The 14,589-nt window shown below is 55.9% G+C and carries 11 protein-coding genes and 8 pseudogenes; 9 read left to right on the forward strand and 10 right to left on the reverse strand.

Annotated features, from left to right (window positions below):
• Positions 1–22 precede the first annotated feature (22 nt).
• Both PG5_RS13905 and PG5_RS13910 read right to left on the reverse strand, forming a co-directional pair.
• Entirely contained in the window at positions 23–1,408 is a 1,386-nt protein-coding gene (locus tag PG5_RS13905; RefSeq protein WP_020797757.1) for a HAMP domain-containing sensor histidine kinase, read from the reverse strand.
• Entirely contained in the window at positions 1,386–2,066 is a 681-nt protein-coding gene (locus PG5_RS13910) for a response regulator transcription factor (RefSeq protein ID WP_020797758.1), read from the reverse strand. Before PG5_RS13910 ends, PG5_RS13905 begins: the two co-directional genes overlap by 23 nt.
• A gap of 383 nt (positions 2,067–2,449) precedes the next feature.
• Between PG5_RS13910 and PG5_RS34595 the strand changes: the two genes are divergently transcribed.
• Complete coding sequence (locus PG5_RS34595; protein ID WP_042955411.1) at positions 2,450–2,653, forward strand: hypothetical protein; 204 nt, start codon at positions 2,450–2,452, stop codon at positions 2,651–2,653.
• 68 nt (positions 2,654–2,721) lie between these two features.
• Here the strand turns inward: PG5_RS34595 and PG5_RS33470 are convergent, their stop codons facing one another.
• From PG5_RS33470 to PG5_RS32910, 3 genes and pseudogenes are all read right to left on the reverse strand, one after another.
• Complete coding sequence (locus PG5_RS33470) at positions 2,722–3,090, reverse strand: DUF1850 domain-containing protein (protein ID WP_081648159.1); 369 nt, start codon at positions 3,088–3,090, stop codon at positions 2,722–2,724.
• Positions 3,087–3,835 (reverse strand): annotated as a pseudogene (locus PG5_RS33475) (TRAP transporter large permease subunit); the annotation flags it as partial. The pseudogene PG5_RS33475 and the gene PG5_RS33470, both read right to left, overlap by 4 nt.
• Positions 3,745–3,978: pseudogene (locus PG5_RS32910) on the reverse strand (TAXI family TRAP transporter solute-binding subunit); the annotation flags it as partial. The pseudogenes PG5_RS33475 and PG5_RS32910, both read right to left, overlap by 91 nt.
• A gap of 5 nt (positions 3,979–3,983) precedes the next feature.
• Here PG5_RS32910 and PG5_RS13930 point away from each other — a divergent pair.
• Positions 3,984–5,078: pseudogene (locus PG5_RS13930) on the forward strand (chloride channel protein); the annotation flags it as partial.
• Here the strand turns inward: PG5_RS13930 and PG5_RS13935 are convergent.
• Positions 5,067–6,362, reverse strand: a complete 1,296-nt coding sequence (locus PG5_RS13935; protein WP_020797764.1) for a DUF2254 domain-containing protein — start codon at positions 6,360–6,362, stop codon at positions 5,067–5,069. The pseudogene PG5_RS13930 and the gene PG5_RS13935 overlap by 12 nt on opposite strands.
• A gap of 229 nt (positions 6,363–6,591) precedes the next feature.
• Between PG5_RS13935 and nhaA the strand changes: the two genes are divergently transcribed.
• From nhaA to PG5_RS34895, 5 genes and pseudogenes are all read left to right on the forward strand, one after another.
• Positions 6,592–7,929, forward strand: a complete 1,338-nt coding sequence (gene nhaA, locus PG5_RS13940; RefSeq protein WP_020797765.1) for a Na+/H+ antiporter NhaA — start codon at positions 6,592–6,594, stop codon at positions 7,927–7,929.
• A gap of 354 nt (positions 7,930–8,283) precedes the next feature.
• A pseudogene (locus tag PG5_RS13945) lies at positions 8,284–8,910 on the forward strand (potassium transporter TrkG); the annotation flags it as partial.
• 365 nt (positions 8,911–9,275) lie between these two features.
• Positions 9,276–9,521: pseudogene (locus tag PG5_RS34890) on the forward strand (hypothetical protein); the annotation flags it as partial.
• Positions 9,522–9,599: 78 nt separating this feature from the next.
• Positions 9,600–9,702, forward strand: a pseudogene (locus PG5_RS35350) (hypothetical protein); the annotation flags it as partial.
• 12 nt (positions 9,703–9,714) lie between these two features.
• Positions 9,715–9,810, forward strand: a pseudogene (locus PG5_RS34895) (VOC family protein); the annotation flags it as partial.
• Between the two features lie 278 nt (positions 9,811–10,088).
• On the opposite strand, the pseudogene PG5_RS34190 reads toward PG5_RS34895, so the two are convergent.
• Positions 10,089–10,208: pseudogene (locus PG5_RS34190) on the reverse strand (AzlC family ABC transporter permease); the annotation flags it as partial.
• Between PG5_RS34190 and PG5_RS13955 the strand changes: the two are divergent.
• Entirely contained in the window at positions 10,186–10,599 is a 414-nt protein-coding gene (locus PG5_RS13955) for a transcriptional regulator (RefSeq protein ID WP_020797770.1), read from the forward strand. The pseudogene PG5_RS34190 and the gene PG5_RS13955 sit on opposite strands and share 23 nt — an antisense overlap.
• Before the next feature lie 80 nt (positions 10,600–10,679).
• Here PG5_RS13955 and PG5_RS13960 read toward each other — a convergent pair whose 3' ends face one another.
• From PG5_RS13960 to PG5_RS13970, 3 genes are all read right to left on the reverse strand, one after another.
• Positions 10,680–11,165: an adenosine-specific kinase gene (locus PG5_RS13960; RefSeq protein WP_020797771.1), complete on the reverse strand. Its 486-nt coding sequence runs from the start codon at positions 11,163–11,165 to the stop codon at positions 10,680–10,682.
• Positions 11,166–11,204: 39 nt separating this feature from the next.
• Positions 11,205–12,416: a patatin-like phospholipase family protein gene (locus PG5_RS13965; protein WP_020797772.1), complete on the reverse strand. Its 1,212-nt coding sequence runs from the start codon at positions 12,414–12,416 to the stop codon at positions 11,205–11,207.
• Between the two features lie 168 nt (positions 12,417–12,584).
• Positions 12,585–13,145, reverse strand: a complete 561-nt coding sequence (locus PG5_RS13970; RefSeq protein ID WP_033043418.1) for a YSC84-related protein — start codon at positions 13,143–13,145, stop codon at positions 12,585–12,587.
• 427 nt (positions 13,146–13,572) lie between these two features.
• Here PG5_RS13970 and PG5_RS13975 point away from each other — a divergent pair, with 427 nt between their 5' ends.
• The gene (locus tag PG5_RS13975) at positions 13,573–14,580 is read left to right on the forward strand and encodes an Ldh family oxidoreductase (protein WP_042955412.1); all 1,008 of its coding nucleotides are present in this window, start codon (positions 13,573–13,575) and stop codon (positions 14,578–14,580) included.
• Positions 14,581–14,589: the final 9 nt, after the last annotated feature.

Raw genomic sequence — 14,589 nt, forward strand, 5'->3', positions numbered from 1 at the left:
GCAGATGTCGATGAATCCGCAATCAACTGGAAATTGTCGGGCAGATAATCAAGACACGGGTACCGCTATGCATGGCGGTAGGCTGAATATCCAGCGTGTAGCCATGTAATTTTACGATGGCCGCGACCAGGGATAACCCGAGGCCATGGCCGGGTTGCATTCTGCTGGCGTCCCCTCGATAGAGCCTGCGAATGACGTGGGTGCGGTCTGTCTCGGGTATGCCAGTCCCATCGTCAGCGACTTCAATGACGACCGCTGAATCCTTGATACTACCCCGCAATTTTATGTGGCCTCCCTCTGGAGTAAATTTGATGGCGTTATCGAGCAAGTTGACCAAGGCTTCAAACATCAACGAAGAGTCGCCATACAACTGAGGCAGGTCATTGGTAATTTCCAGGGATAGCGTCTGGGAGCGATCGAGCGCCAAAGGCTCATAGAATTCATACGCTTGCTGTAACAGCGCCATGATTTGGAATGGTGCAAAAGCCGAGCGGCGACGAATGTCGTCGAGTTCAGCAACCCGAAGCAACCCTTGAAATCGAACCATGATCGATTCGCTTTCCTCAAGGGCTTGATTCAATGTTTGCTCGTGATCACTGTCCATAGGCAGTTGCTGGAGCTGATAGAGTCTTGCACGCAGCCGTGTGAGTGGCGTACGCAGATCGTGGGCGACACCATCACAGACGCTTTTGACCTCATGCATCAGTTGCTCGATATGATCAAGCATCGTATTCACTGCGCTTGCCAGCATATCCAATTCATCGCGGCGGGTGGATAAGGGTAAGCGCTCCGACAAGTTGCCTGAAACGATACTCTCGGTACAAAGTTGTAGGCGTTTGACACGGCGTAGCGGCAGACGCCTCAACAAATACCAACCAATCAATCCGGGGATGAGTGTTAACGAAAATCCCCACAGTAGTGCCTGCTCGATAATCCCGCCAACGGCTAAAATCGAGCCGCCGTCACGCGCCAGGATAAGAATATGCCCGTCGGGGCGACGTGCTAACAGGGCATAACTGCTTCTGGTTTCCTTGTCAGGCAACGCAATGCTCAGTCCGCGCTCAAGATAATGAACCTTGCCATCATCGGGCAAACTGGAGCGCAATTTGAGCAGGTCTCCAGCAATGTGTGTGCCGTCGGAAGTGAACAATCCATACGCATCGATTCCGGGCGTTGAATAGGCTTCACTGGCAGCCAGTTCTTTCACCAGTTTTTTGTCATCGATTTTTTGATAGTAGTGGGCACGCTGCAATAATGTCCGCTCTGCGACGGTTCCCAGGTAGTGGGAGATTTCCCAGTACAACACCCCGGTGAAAAGAGCGCTCCAAACCACAAAAAATACGGCGTAGAACCCGATCAATCGACTACCGGATGAGCGCCATTCCTCAGTCTTTGGTAGCAAGGACATAGCCGGCACCGCGTATCGTATGAATGACGGGAGTACCTTCATCGCCTTCAAGCTTTTTGCGCAGACGACCAATGTGAACATCGATGATGTTCGTCCCAGGGTCGAAGTGATAACCCCAGACCTCTTCAAACAGCATGGTTCGGGTGACCAACTGACCGGCATTGCGCATCAGGTAATTTAGCAGCTTGAACTCGGTCGGTAGTAGCAGGATGTGTTCGTCATTGCGAGTCAGTTTGTGCTCAACCAGATCCAGTCGCAGGTTTCCGCAGCTAAGTTGCGGATGGCTTGTGCCTGCACTGGTGCGTCGAAGCAACGCGTCAAGACGTGCAACCATCTCGATAGCAGAAAAGGGTTTTGTCAGATAGTCATCGCCGCCAGCCCGCAGGCCCTGAACGCGCTCATCGACGTCTGAAAGTGCGCTGATCATCAGGACCGGTGTTTGAATCCCTAGACTACGCAACGTACTGACAATGGTCAGGCCATCAAAATCGGGAAGCATACGATCCAGGGTAATGGCGTCGTAACCTCCTGCAATCGCCAGTGCCAGCCCGTCGCGCCCAGTTGCAGCCCATTTCGAACTGAAACCGTGGCGTTGGAGTTCCGCGATGATGACTTCCGCCGTTACCTTGTCGTCCTCTATAACCAGTGCGCAACTCATACCATCCTCCGATTCAGCCTGCCTCTAAGGCTTGCGACTCAATGCCGAGAGCCTAGGGAGGTCTACCTTAGTGACCAGCGTTGCGGTCGAAGATTAAATTTTCTTAACACACCTTAACCTTGTTGCCTGCCAAAGCACGGATATATTCACGACAGATGTGCCCCACACCGGAAGGAGGGAAAGCATGACCCCTTATTTGGCGTTCTTTTTGTTGGCCTTTGGTTTGGTGTGTACCTACGCAAGTCGGGTCACTGCGTGAAACAATCGGTGTGACTGATGTGGAGCTGGGGCTATCAACGAGTCTCTTGCAACCAATGAATTCTTACCGATGTCAATTGTGTATGGATGCAAATCAATGCTCGGTTTCCGCCGTTGGAGCCCCTATGACTCGGCAAGAAGAGTTTTTAGCAAAAGCGTTGGAAATACACCATGAGTACGAACAGGCGACAGCTGTCATCCTCGACATGATGAGTAAAAACATGGCCCGGGGCCCTGAGTGGGACGCTGCTGTCGCCAGGCAGCTCGCAACGCTTGACACTTGGATGGAGTTGCCGAGAGGTTATGGAGACTTCCGGGCTGACCACTGATCGCCCACATTTTGCATAGGCCAGATCATGGGCGTTCACACACAGGTGTGGAGTTCTCGGGTGAGTGGTCACACGGTTTCAGCGTCTCGTGTGATATACGCCTCGTTCACCTTATTCCATAGAGAATTGTAATTCTCCTGCGTGAGGTATTTTGCTACACGCCAGGCTGTCGAATCGTCCGCGCGATAGGATTTAGTGGCTTTCACGACCGGTCGGTAGTGCCAACTACCGTTTTCCAACCGGACGTTTTCAGGAACTTCCATTCCCGCAACATTGCCCTGGATACTGGCTCCCTCCATTACCAGTCCTTGCTTAGTGACGCGGTAGTCCTCCTCCCAACGGACCTTCTCGATGGTGTGGTTCCACGCCAATGTGAACTTCGAAATGGGTAACTGGGCCCAGACGACACCGGCCAGGCCCAGGCACAATCCAATCATGCGTTAGCCGTACCGATCTGCTTCGACCGCCCCAGGTGTTGAAGGACTACCAGCAGCCCAAGTGCGAAGCCAACTTCATCGGTCAGCGGCAAAGCAACTATCAACAGCGCACCTGCGCCAACACTCAAGAAGCGTTCCCATAGCGCCATCTTCTGCTGCAAGTAACCCGTTGACGCCATTCTCCACAGACCGACCGCCAACGTGGTCTTGATCAGCATGTAGGCAGTCATCCATAGACTGTCACCTTGCAACATGAGCGCCGGGTTTTAGACGGCCATGAACGGAGTGATGAATCCAGCGAGCGCAACACGGACTGCCCATAGGCTGATCTTGAATCCGGTCTCCTTCGCAATCGGTGCAGCGGCAAAGCAGGCGAGGACCACCGGTGGCGTCAGGTCGGCGAGGATGCCGAAATAGAACACGAACATGTGTGACACGATCAGGGTACACCCAGTTCCATTCCCAGCTGGAAGAATCCAGTGCAAAGAATGCCCAGGGCGATCCAGAATGCACAGCGCAGCCCAAAACCATGCACTCTGAGAATGATCGCCGAGCCAAGAATCCCGATCGCCGTCAGTGCCAGCCCGACCCCGCCGGCAAAAGCCGCCCGGTAACCAAAGCGCTTCATCAGCGGGATCGTGAATTGTCCTGTCGTCACGACGTTGGCAATCCCCAACCCAGTAATGGGGCGCCCGGGTGCATTGCTATCGGCAGGTTTTTGGCTGCATTTTCCAGCTTGATGTCCTTGGCCGCCGAATGAGAGTTGCCCAGTCGGGTCAGGTTTTCGAACAACAGCTTGGTCATTTCATAAGCCACTTCATCGGACAAGTCGGCACGCGTTACCAGAATATTAGTGATCGCCACCGTCGGTACCGCTTCAGGTTGCCCACCCGTTTTTTGTAGGCTCCCATGGCAGCGGCATTCCCCAAGTGATCGCTGCTACGCGCCAGGCGCATCAAGGCAAACGCGTCGACAAACTGGTGTCGCTGCATATTGCCTTTGCCAAGATAGGCCTCGGTACGCTGGCGCTGACGGGTGACTTTTCCGCTGGACGTGAAGAGCCGCCAGTGCAAGTCGCCGCCTCGATCATGCATTTTTTCCACCGTTATCTGCCTAATGCGCGAATCATCCGCAGCGAAGATCTCATTCTGGCTGGAGGGGCGGCAGGTATCGCAGCAGCCTTCAATACACCGCTAGCCGTTGTAGCCTTTGCCGTCGAGGAGTTGGGGCGCAAGCTGGAGACTCGCACTAGCGGGGTTTTGCTTAGCACGATCATTCTGTCGGGGATGGTCGCCATCGCCTTGCAGGGTAACTACAATTATTTCGGTCACTTCGATATTCACGAAATCGGTCTGGATATCATCGTCCCGGTCGTGGTGACCGGCATTGGTTGCGGGTTGCTGGGCGGATTGTTCAGCCGGATGCTGCTGTGGCCTCAACGTCATCATCGATTCGTCCTCTGGGAATGGCGGCGCGTGCATCCCGTCTGGTTTGCCGGCGCTTGTGGGATGATAGTGGCGATTCTGGGTTGGTTGAGTGGCGGCATGTCATTTGGCAGTGGCTACGGGATCACGTCGCAGATCATCGTGTCCGATGTCGGCCTGCCGTGGCGCGCGCCGATCACCCGTTTTCTTGCGACGGTAGTGACATACTTCTCCGGTATTCCGGGCGACATTTTTGCCCCGTCCCTGGCCGTTGGCGCCGCGGTAGGTGAGAACGTCGCGGACTTCTTTGGTTTGGCGGCGCAGCCGATTATTGCGCTGTGCATGGTCGGTTTTCTCACCGCTGTAACACAGTCTCCGATCACTTCCGCGATCATTGTGATGGAGATGATCGACAGCCATGGGATGGTCATCAGTCTCTTGGCAGTGGCATTGATTGCCAAAGCAGTCAGTGCGCGGATGGGGCCCGAGTTGTACCAGCAACTGGCTCGCGGCTTTCTGCAATCACCGGATAATGACTCCGCAACACGAAAATCAAATCGATAGGTTGTTTTTGTGAACCAGGGTTCGATCCAGTGCACTGAGCTTCGCTTTGTCTTCGGACATTGTGAGCGCATGCTCTGCCCGCTTGAGTAAAAGGGTCATATGTCTGGCACAGGGATTCTTGAAAATATCCGGATTGATCTGGGCCAGACTGATCAGTGCCTTCATCATTCGAAGGTCCACTTCAATCAAGCTCGCGCCATCTCTGGCGATGGGGGCAAAAAAGTCATCGAACAGATCATCGACGTCCAGTCCGCGCAGGAAGACTCGCTCGCACCCGGAATCTACATGCTCGATCTCCCCTGGTGGCTTACCCCAACAGGTGAGACTCCTGACACCGCGACCGAGTACGTCAATTGCAGTTCCGGGGTCATTGACCGCAGGTGACAAGGCGCGTGAGGCAATCTCCGACAGCACCGAAAGCCCGAACCGGGGATCGTGCTCAAAGGTTCGTCGTACGCCAATGGTCAACGCGCCAAGGATCTTTTCAGTGCAGGCTTCCAGTTCTTCGACGCGCTCATTGCTTAAAATCGCGACGCGGGCTAAGCGCATGTCTTCATGTACAAAGGTGCCAGGAAGAATATCGAGATAAATCTGCGTCTCGTGCTCTTCAGCAATTGCCCCTAAGGCATGTACATCGATGTGTTGGACATACCCGGTCTGAAGGCTGGTGATGGCTCTCGTTGAGTATGGAACAATTCCGTCGGTAGGGTAGGCGACTCCCCCCAGATAAGGCCATTTGACCCGATTGTTGATCGCATTGATGGTGGCCTCTTCGACGCGATCAATGGTTTCACCCACCCGTCCCAGTCTCGATAGGTGATCGATCCAACGCAGAAGTGTGTACACGATCAAAATCACTACGGCGATGGTCACCGCAAAAAGCAAAACCCTTCCCTGCGCGCCATAGACACCAGTGCTTAATGCAATGATCCCAACCAAGCTGAATAGAAATGAACCGATAAAGGTAGCTAGCGCATTTTGGGTCGTGCTGTCTTCCATCACCAATGTGGTGGCGCGGGGTGTGACACCACTACTTGCGGCACCATAGGCGGCCACCATGGTGCTTAGCGAAAAGGTGGTAACGGCGAGCATGCTGGAGGCGATGATGCCCAGAATCTTGTCAACGGCGTCGGCGCCGATACGCGCGGGCAGTGAGGCGGGAATGTAGTCCTTGAAGACAACGGCGAGCAATGCGGTCGCCACCCCCAGGACAGAAAACAAGCTGGCTCTGACCCAAAGCCGTTTAGTCATCTGATGCAGTAGCCAGCGCCAACGAGCAATCATCGTCAATACCCTCTCTAGCGACGTCATTGAGCCAGGACGCATATTCGGGTCTGCCGATGCAGCAACCCAATTACCTTTGATGGAGTGCCATTGTCGGCGGAAGGTTCATTGCCGGAGTCATTTGCTTCCCATCGGCAAGCTACTTATCATCGAGCTGGGTGCGTTGCTGCATACGGCACATCGCAGGTTAATGCTCAAACGCTGGTCGGGCCGCTAGCGGAGAGTCAATGTGCCTGATCAAAACTCGGCGTCCCCCTCTATTCCGCGTCCCCAGCTGTTGACCGCTCGCGCGCTGACTGCGATTGAGCAGTTTTCTCATATCGAAGCCGTCAGTGGTGTGGTGCTTTTACTCGCGGCATTGGTTGCGCTGATTTGGGCGAACAGCCCGATTGCCGATTCTTACGAGCATTTCTGGAATACCCAGCTCACATTGGGACTAGGTGACTTCAAGGTCGCGTGCTCATTGCACTTTTTGGTTAATGACGGGTTGATGGCGATATTCTTCCTCGTGGTTGGCGCGGAGATACGCCAGGAAATTCATGACGGCGCGCTCGCGAATTTAAAGTTGGCGACCCTGCCTCTAGGCGCCGCATTGGGCGGAGTCTTGGTGCCGGCGATCATCTACATGCTGTTCAATCATGGAACCGAGGCCAGTGCAGGTTGGGCCGTACCGACGGCCACCGATATTGCATTCGCAGTAGGTGTACTCGCACTCCTGGGGAAGTCTATTCCGGGGGGGATTCGTGTGTTGCTGTTGGCGCTGGCCATTATCGACGACATTGTCGCCATCCTCATCATCGCCGTGTTCTATACCTCGACCCTCAATTATCTCGGTTTGGGGGTGGCGTTGAGCGGTCTGGCACTGGTGTTGGCTTTTCAGCGAATGGGGATCAGCAAGGCCTACGTGTACATACTGCCTGGTGCAATTGTTTGGTTGGGTCTCTTGAAAACCGGTGTGCACCCAACGCTCGCGGGGGTGATTCTCGGGCTGATGACGCCGGTCATCTCCAAACCTGCCACGGAACGCCCGCTGGACACCATAGGGCGCACGTTTCATGAACTGATGGATCGACTTGCCCAATCCGGGAGTAGTGCGCAGGCAGTGGCGACACCGCTCAAACAACTCCGACACGCTGAGCGGGAAATATTGCCTCCTGTGCAGCGAGTGCAGGCGGGATTGCATTCATGGGTCGCGTTTGGGGTCATGCCACTTTTTGCATTGGCTAACGCTGGGGTGAGTCTGGAGGGCAATAACCTGGGCGATGCGGTTTCCCTGAATGTGTTCATTGGGGTGGTACTGGCGCTGGTGCTGGGTAAGCCTATGGGAATCATTTTGGCCAGCGTAACCCTCGTCAAATTCAACATTTGTGAGCTACCCCAGGGGGTGACTTGGGTGGGTGTTGGCCTGGTGGGACTGTTGGCTGGCATCGGATTCACCATGTCCATTTTCATTGCGTCGTTAGCGTTTCCTGATCCGGCGTTACTCTCGGCAGCGAAACTCAGTGTTCTGGCGGCTTCTGCCTTGGCCGCACTCTTTGGATTGATCTGGGGGAAACTGAAGTACTGAGACTTTTAGCTATGTGCTAGTTTCATCGGTGCGATCACCACTGGGCGACGGCAGCCCGGCCATTGCTCGATTGAGTTTACATCCTGCCGGTGGTGTAGCTGATGAGGAGTCGTGGCGTTGAATCAATGATCACTGTGCGGAAAGTCGAAGCAGCCTATCGTCGCAACCTCTTTTCACGAGTCGAGTGCTTTACAAAATGGCCTTTGGCACTATCCGCGGCCTGTGCTTTGTTGTCAGTTCTCCATCCCTCTCAGTTGGGGGCCGTTGAGGAGCATGGGTAAACCCGGCCTAGTGCCGGGTTTTTTGTACGCTGGATAAGTTTCGACAACTGACAGCGCGGGTCTTGGCTAGCTGTTTCTGATCGTTACCTGGCTGATAATAGGGACGTGGCTGTGTTTACACAGCGATTACGGCTGGTGGGATGCCTTTCGCATCGTAGCCGTCAACGTGACTTCGGTCGTCACGACAACGGGCATCGCAGTAGGTGACTACACACTGTGGGGCAGTTTTTCTGTGTTGTTGTTTTTCTACCTGACCTTCGTTGGTGGATGCTCAGGATCTACCGCTGGTGGCCTAAAAACTTTCCGCTTTCAGGTTGCTGCCGCGTTGCTCCTGAGTGGCTTGAAGCAACTGATCCATCCTCGCGCAGTGATCCAGAAAAAATACAACGGTCACCCGATTGATGAGGAAGTCCTGCGCTCGCTGTTGACGTTCTCATTTTTCTTCACCATCACCATCACCATTGCCGTGATCGCATTGGGATTGGCGTTGATCGGATTGGATTGGACGACGGCCTTGAGTGGGGCCGCCACTGCAGTATGCAATGTTGGGCCGGAGCTTGGCACGATCATTGGGCCTGCGGGCAATTCTGCTTCGTTGCCAGACACTGCAAAGTGGTTGCAGACCGTTGGCATGCTACTTGGGCGCTTGGAGATTCTGACGGTGCTGGTGATTTTGACGCCTGTGTTCTGGAGATATTGATCACTTTGCCTTGGATCCGCCAGCAGATCGTTTACCAGGTCGTAATGTCCGAGTGCGCAATAGCGGTCCTCTGCTCAAAATAAGAAACGGTCGTATTCCCAGCCACTGGCGCGATCGGCTGAATAGTTCACCAGATTGTAGGTCTTGAAGTCCTGAGCGTAGTTATTTTGCTGTCCGCCAGTGGATGGTCGGTGGCCATGGGGTCAGCCAAAACAGGAAGAGTTTGCTGGCTTCGTTACTCACCTTTGGCTTGCTCGTTGGCAGTGCTTCAAGCCAGGCCTCGGGTTGGTGCGATTCGGTCAAGGTGCTGAAGTTTGCCGGCCTGAACTGGGAGAGCGGGATGCTCCTGACCGACATCATGATGGGAGCAAGCACCTGGCGGTGTTCAAGGATCCGGAGGAACCGCCCAAAAGGCCGTTTCTACAGCCGATTTGTTGAACCAGAACCTGGCGCGGATGACCCAGGAGCGCATCGAATCGCTAAAGCTGGCAAGGATAATCCTCAAGGAGCACCCGGAAGCCTGGCACGCCTGGATCGATGAAGCCGCGGCAAAAAAATCAAGGCAGCGCTCTAACCGGTCTCGAGGGCACGGATGCCCGCCGCTTATGTAACGTCGCGACACTCTCTCACTACTGATTTTTACCGCTTCTGCACAGAGGCGACTCCTTTGGGCGCTCAGGAAAAAGTCCATGATCAAATCACGAACTGCTGTCGCCTTCGCGTCGAACCAGCCTCTGCAAATCGTCGAAATCGATGCTGGTGCTAATCATCGTCACCGGCATCTGCCATACACGACGAAGGGGACCGGGTCCGCGAGTCTGGGCACCTAACGCCTATGCGGCTTACGCGCGAGACCTGGACGGTAACAAGCTGGCGGCGTACTCCTTCAAGGCTGCGTAAGCTGCATATTGCCGCGCCTGAACGACGCGGCCTCCTGAAATCAGCGGGCGTCCACGGAATCCGGGTTAGCTATCAAGCGACCAAACATCAAAACCCCACATCCAGCACCACACTGTCCAGATAACTCCCCGCTGGCGGTGTCGCCTGATCGGTGTAGATCTTCGCGTTGTAATTGAAGACCTGGCTCCCCGTCCCCAGTCCATTTCCGGGATTGACCTCGGCGTCAGAACTGGCCCGACGTGCAACAGGAAAGGTCCCACTGGGAAAGCTCGCTCGACCTGGTCGGCGAGCAAATAGGACATGGGCCAGGTCTTGCTTCGGGGCAAGTGGTGCAGGTGGGGCGCCAACGATGCGCTGTACATCAGGAAGCGAAGATTGATCACCAATGCGGTGACCACCGTGCTCGCCGTCGAAGAGATAATGCGGGCCTGTACGCCAGCCCTGGCTGCCCAGATCAAGCATCCTGAAGATCTCGCCAACGTGCGCTGTATCCCGGATGTGAGTGACTGGGAGGTATGGGCCCGCTCGGTCATGCCGACTCAGAAGTTCGTCGCCCGCGGCCCCGGTTTTTCCCTGTACTCCATCGCCGTGCAGCAAGCCCTGATGGCCGCGGGTGTGCTCATTGGTCGCCGCAGCCTCATCCAGCGGTATCTGGACAGCGGCGAACTGGTCGCACCGCTAGATCAATCGGTTGCACTTGGCATGGTCATCGCTTCCTGGAAGCTTCCAGGGGGCAAGGGCAACCGCATGGTGGCTGCGGTGGAGGATGCGCTGATGCAGTTGGCATAGATACGAATCGCTCCCCTCAGGTACACAAGTCTTGCGGTCGACACTTACTTCGCGAATTAAGATACAAGGCCCAGTGCAATTCACTGCTTGTAGCCAATCTGCCGCAACAGGTTCTTGCGCCACAGGATGTCGGCGTCGCCTTCAATGTCGTTGGCGCAGAAGCCATCCACTACGCCCAGGATTGCTCGCCCTTGATCCGTCTCGGCGAGAATCACTTCAGTCGGATTGGCTGTCGCACAAAAAATGCGGCATACCTCTGGCACCGTTTTTACGCTGTTCAATACGTTCAGCGGATAAAAACCGTCACCCAGGAAGATGATGAAACTATGGCCTGCGCCGATGGCCTTGGCATTTTTCTGTGCAAGTTCAATCATGGCGGTATCGGTGCCGGACCATCGCACCAGACATTTTCCCGAGGCCTCGCAAAAGGCCACGCCAAAACGGATACCCGGCACGGCATTGACCAATGCTTCGTGGATATCCTCGACCGACTTGATGAAGTGCGTCTGACCCAGGATGAAGTTCGTATCTTCCGGCTTTTCGATTTTCAACGTGATGAGTTGCATCTCAAACGCCTCCTTTCACGAAGTTGCTGGCAGAGCTTTTCAGCGATGGGTTCGTAGCCTGGGGTTTTGCGAGGGCGGTGATTTATGCCACGCGTAGCCCTTCGCGCTGAGTTGAAAGGCGTAATCGAACAACCGCTTCATGTACTCGCCATCGAATTTTTGAGTGCGCGCTACGTTAAAGTCAGAGCCGATGTACGCCAGGTTGAAATGCGCTCCATCCTGCTGCGCCATGCGGTAGATTCGCTCCAGGTCGCTGATCCCCTGGGTTTGAATCAATGCACTGATGGCTCGGCCGCCGATGCTCAATGTACGGCGCTTGGTCCCGGACCATTGCGGCTCCAGCGTCCCGTTGCGAATGACATAGAAATGACGTTCGAGACGCAAGGGTACGCCAGCGGCCCTGTTGAGCCCCACGAGCGTGCCAGGTGGGTAAAGAAACACTTGAGTGATGACCCCGCCGTCCACGTGCATTTCATGAAACTGCTTGCCATCGACCTCCACATCGATCATCACGGGTGAGACAGCACCCGGAATGCTCATCGACGCGATCATGATGTTACGAAACAGGTCGAGCGCTCCCGGTGCCTGGCTTGCGGCAATGGCGCCCATGTTCCAGGTGACGGGTCGGCCTGCATCAAGGTCAGTGGTGCCGATCAGCAGGATCCTGCCCTTGGCGTATTGTGCGGCGATCGCCGCCACAATCTGCTCAGTGACGTATTTTGTAATGAGCCGCGACAGTGGCTTGCTGTCCGCTATGCCGTCGCTGGCAAGACGGGTCAGCACGTTTCGCGAATGAAAAATGTCTTTTGGACCGATTTCATTGCAGACGTGCCGGATCACGCTGTCGTATTCCGGCCCCAGGTAAGCGAACGGGGCGACCAGGGCACCCGCACTAATGCCCGTGACGACCTTGAAGATTGGCCGTGTGCCATGGGTGGTCCATCCAGCAATCAGTCCCGCTGCAAATGCGCCTGCATCGCCGCCACCAGAAACGGCCAGCATGCTGGCCGGCGGCAGGATATCGCTCGGCTTACCGGCCTTGGCGAGCACCTCGCTCTCACGTTTGTTGGATTGAATCGCATCCTGGATGAACGGCGTCAGGTCATGGTCCAGCCTGTAGCGAGCATCGGGAATGCCCGGGATGACCGCTTTTTCCGTCAAGGTGGGCGGAACAGCGTCACGGCGGGGCAGGCACGCTTGAAGAAATACGTCCAGGGTCGAGGTGCCGGGTTTGAGCGGGAATGGTTTCAAAACGCCTCCTCCAGTCCCCAAAGTCGACAGCAAACGAGTTCATCGTCCCCTTGGCCATGGCGCCCGATATGACTGGCACGCCCACTGGGCGAGACACGTCATTCGAACGCCAGGTAGCTCATTCTGCGCTCCTTTAAATGATAAGAAAACTCATTGGGCGCGCACCCTTCAGCGTTTGATCAGGGAAATCTTCGTGCCTTCGATACTGATGCCGGCCATCAGACCCTGTTGGTCGAAGATGAACGCGTACGCGTCGTCTTTCAGCGTCGAGCTGGACAGGTTCTTGGCAACCCCTTCATCCACCACGACCACGGTTGGCCCTACGCCGATTTCCCAGCCTTTGGTTTCAGTGATGTATTTCACCGCTTTGTCGGTCATCAGGAAAACCACATAGCCATATGACTGGGCGCCTGCCTGCAGTCCCCAGGAGCCGCTGACGGAGTTGTAGTAATCCACGACCTTCGAGCTCTTCATCAACACGCCTTCGCCGTAGCTGCCGCCGAATACCAGGCCGGCCTTGATGATTTTCGGAAAGACCAGAACGGCCTTGGCTTTGTGCGAGATGGTTTCGGAAAAGGGATTGGTCTTGTAGAGCGTCTGCAACGCTTGCCGGGAGTCGGTATTGAGATCCTCGGCGGTGGCGGCACCTGCAGTGTTCAGGAAACTGGCCGATGCCAATGCTGCAACCGCGAGCACGGTTGTCAGGAATAACCGTATTGATTGAGTCATGTGCGTACTCCGATCAGGGAGCATTGGATGGCAGCAGCAGTCAGCGCCTGTGTCGAAAGGACTGAACTCACTGAAGGTTATCCGGCGCGCCCAGGAATGTGTGAATTGTAAGCGCCGCGGCTGAAGGAAGCAGGCTTGAGGCCACATCAGTTGCGATGCCATCAATTGTTGTGACCACTGAGCGATGGCGGCGTTCAGCGTCAGCATTTTGCTGGGGGGGGCGCTCCTACAGTGCTCGCCGCCGTGAGCCGTGCGATCGCGCCTGCACATGAAACGCGTCTCGGACCTCCAGACGTGCACGATACCCTTCCGTTCTCAGGGTATGCGTGCCTTGGCTATGCCGATTTCGTCACCTCCTGCATCAAAAGGCATCAAGCCTCGTTGCTTCGAGCGGATCACCCTGACAGGTCTTTCCCAGGAGATGACCATGATTCGACTGACCCTGATCGAAGCCCGTGAACTGGCCGAATCGATCCTGTTGCACAACGGTTTTAATCTGGCCCATGCGCAAGCGGTGGCGGCGACGGTAATGGCCGGTGAGCGTGATGGCTGCGCCTCTCACGGGTTGTACCGGATTCTTGGTTGTGTCAATTCCCTGCGAGCGGGCAAGGTGTCGGCCGATGCCGAGCCGAGGGTCATCGACCAGGCGCCGTCGATTGTGCGGGTGGATGCCGGTGGCGGGTTTTCGCAGTTGGCGTTTCAGGCGGGGCTCCCCCTGTTGACCGAGAAAACCCGTGCCAACGGGATTGCCGCGTTGGCGATCAACCACTGTGTGCATTTTTCCGCGTTATGGGTGGAGATCGAGCAACTGACGGGGACCGGCCTGGTCGCGCTGGCGTGTAACCCTAGTCATGCCTGGGTGGCGCCGGCCGGGGGGCACTTGCCACTGTTCGGCACTAATCCCATTGCCTTTGGCTGGCCGCGCGGCGGGCAAGAGCCTTTTGTATTCGACTTTGCCACCAGCGCCATCGCTCGCGGCGATATCGAACTGCATCGACGAGCCGGCAAGGCGATCCCCGAAGGGTGGGGAGTGGATGGGCAAGGCCATCCGAGCAACGATGCGAGCGTGGTGCTCGACAGTGGCGCGATGCTGACGTTCGGCGGGCACAAGGGATCGGCACTGGCGGCGATGGTGGAGTTGATCGCCGGGCCGTTGATTGGTGACCTGACAAGCGCTGAATCACTGGCTTACGACGCGGGCAGCAAGTCATCGCCTTATCATGGCGAACTGATCATCGCTCTGGATCCCCGGCGCTTTTTGGGCGATGCAACCCAGGAACACCTGGCCAGGGCAGAAGCGTTGTTTCAGGGAATTGAAGGGCAGGGCGCGCGCTTGCCCTCGCAACGACGCTATGAGTCGCGGGCGCGCAGCCTGGTGGAGGGGGTGCAGGTTCCCGAGGCGTTGTACAGGGATTTGCAGGCACTGCTGGATTGAAAAGGAAAC

Source organism: Pseudomonas sp. G5(2012) (assembly GCF_000408945.1).
Classification (GTDB): Bacteria; Pseudomonadota; Gammaproteobacteria; order Pseudomonadales; family Pseudomonadaceae; genus Aquipseudomonas; species Aquipseudomonas umsongensis.

Excerpts from the sequence above, each read along its gene's own strand:
- PG5_RS13905 (WP_020797757.1), bottom strand. The coding sequence starts at position 1,408 with ATGTCCTTGCTACCAAAGACTGAGGAATGGCGCTCATCCGGTAGTCGA.
- PG5_RS13910 (WP_020797758.1), bottom strand. The coding sequence starts at position 2,066 with ATGAGTTGCGCACTGGTTATAGAGGACGACAAGGTAACGGCGGAAGTC.
- PG5_RS34595 (WP_042955411.1), top strand. The coding sequence starts at position 2,450 with ATGACTCGGCAAGAAGAGTTTTTAGCAAAAGCGTTGGAAATACACCAT.
- PG5_RS33470 (WP_081648159.1), bottom strand. The coding sequence starts at position 3,090 with ATGATTGGATTGTGCCTGGGCCTGGCCGGTGTCGTCTGGGCCCAGTTA.
- PG5_RS13935 (WP_020797764.1), bottom strand. The coding sequence starts at position 6,362 with ATGATTGCTCGTTGGCGCTGGCTACTGCATCAGATGACTAAACGGCTT.
- PG5_RS13960 (WP_020797771.1), bottom strand. The coding sequence starts at position 11,165 with ATGCAACTCATCACGTTGAAAATCGAAAAGCCGGAAGATACGAACTTC.
- PG5_RS13970 (WP_033043418.1), bottom strand. The coding sequence starts at position 13,145 with ATGACTCAATCAATACGGTTATTCCTGACAACCGTGCTCGCGGTTGCA.
- PG5_RS13975 (WP_042955412.1), top strand. The coding sequence starts at position 13,573 with ATGATTCGACTGACCCTGATCGAAGCCCGTGAACTGGCCGAATCGATC.